General features: G+C 72.6%; 3 protein-coding genes. All 3 read right to left on the bottom strand.

The annotated features are described in order from the left end of the window. Window positions 1–297: SURF1 family cytochrome oxidase biogenesis protein (locus G6017_RS03950; RefSeq protein ID WP_277819569.1), on the bottom strand; the 297-nt coding region annotated here is incomplete at its 3' end. A 31-nt stretch (window positions 298–328) separates the two neighbouring features. Next, window positions 329–805 carry a low molecular weight protein-tyrosine-phosphatase gene (locus tag G6017_RS03945; protein ID WP_179524995.1) on the bottom strand — a complete coding sequence of 159 codons (477 nt, stop codon included), beginning with the start codon at window positions 803–805 and terminating at the stop codon, window positions 329–331. Continuing rightward, the gene (locus tag G6017_RS03940) at window positions 795–1,463 is read right to left on the bottom strand and encodes an HAD hydrolase-like protein (protein WP_179524996.1); all 669 of its coding nucleotides are present in this window, start codon (window positions 1,461–1,463) and stop codon (window positions 795–797) included. Before G6017_RS03940 ends, G6017_RS03945 begins: the two co-directional genes overlap by 11 nt. Window positions 1,464–1,549 lie beyond the last annotated feature (86 nt).

Here is a 1,549-nt window from a genome sequence, read left to right as displayed (position 1 = left end):
CTCGCCGTCGACCGCGCGGAGCCGCAGCAGTGCCTCGGCGTCGGGTAGCCACCGGCCGTCCAGTGTCACCAGCCGCCATTCGCGGTCGACGAACGCCTCGGGAGCGTCGACCACCTGCCCGAACGGGGCCGGCGCGGCCTCGATCGACTCGGCGAGGCGGGTGTTGCGGGCGTCCAGGTCCTCGCTCTTGCCCAGCTGCCACGGGGCCAGGAGGGCGAAGCACGCCCAGGCGAACAGCGACACGGCGAGCAGGCCGATCAGCCAGCCGGGACTCAGAAAGCGCCGCAGACTCCGCATGTCCCCAGGGTATCCGCTGGACCCCGACGGGCTAAGTCAGGAGGGCACGCACCTCGGCCACCAACCCGGGGAGCGCCTCGGCGATCTGGAGACGGGTCCGGGTGAAGCCGTCGTGGTCGCCGTAGTAGGGGTCGGCCACGTCCTCACCGTCCGCCGCGGGATCGAACCCCCGCAGGAGGCGGACACGGTGTTCCTCGACCCCGGCGCCGAGGAGGTGGTCGCGATGGCCGCGGTCGAGCGCCACCACCAGGTCGGCCCGGTGATCGGGGGCCGACAGTTGTGCGGCCACGTGCGTGCTGTCGTACCCGTGGGACTCGAGCTCGGCCGCGGCCCGCGGATCCATGCCGTCCCCGACGTGCCACCCACCGGTACCCACGCTCGAGACGGTGACCCTGTCGCCGAACCCGGCGCCGGAGAACGCGTGCCGTGCCATGACCTCGGCCATGGGGGAGCGGCAGATGTTGCCGGTACAGACAAAGACGACGTGCACGCGCGGGTCACCACTCATGGATGATCCGCTCCAGCTCGGCGGTGTCCGCCGGGGACCAGCGGGCGCCGTCCCACTCGCCGGGGCTGCCGTAACCCCAGCGCACGATCGCCGTGGGGATCCCGTAGCGGGCGGCCCCCTCCACGTCGTGCTCGCGGTCGCCGATCATGAGGACGTGGCCCGTGCCCCCCTCGGCCACCGGTACCGGATCGACGCCGAGTGCGGAGAGTGAGTGCGCGATCACATCGGCCTTGGCCGCCCGCCCGACCCGCAGGTCCGCGCCGCCGATGAACTCGAACGGGTCGTCGAGCCGGAAGTGCTCCAGGATCCGTCGCGCGGCCCGCTGGTCCTTGCTCGTCGCCACGGCCATCCGGAAACCGTGGCCGGCCAGGCTCGTCAGCAGGCCGTCCATTCCCTCGTAGACCGCGTTCTCGAGCCACCCCACGTCGGTGTAGCGCTCGCGGTACGCGCTCATCGCCCGCTGCAGATCGTCGCCCCCGAGCCCCAGCGAGGCGAGGGTGTCCGGCATGGGTGGGCCCGCGATGGAGCGGATGTCACGTGAGTCGTCCCACCGGGCACCGACGGTGTCCAGCGCGTGGTGGAGCGACCTGGCGATGCCGTCCAGTGAGTCGGTGATGGTGCCGTCGAGGTCGACGAGGAGGATCGGGCGGTCGGGCATGCCGTCATCCTCTCAGACCCCGGCCGGCACGCGCCGCCACCCGTCGCCGCCGCCCCCGTGGGCCCCGCCTAGGCTGCCGGTCATGA

The sequence above is a fragment of the Dietzia sp. B44 genome (assembly GCF_014145245.1).
GTDB classification, from domain to species: Bacteria; Actinomycetota; Actinomycetes; order Mycobacteriales; family Mycobacteriaceae; genus Dietzia; species Dietzia natronolimnaea.
This window is presented reverse-complemented; position numbering and strand designations above follow the sequence as displayed.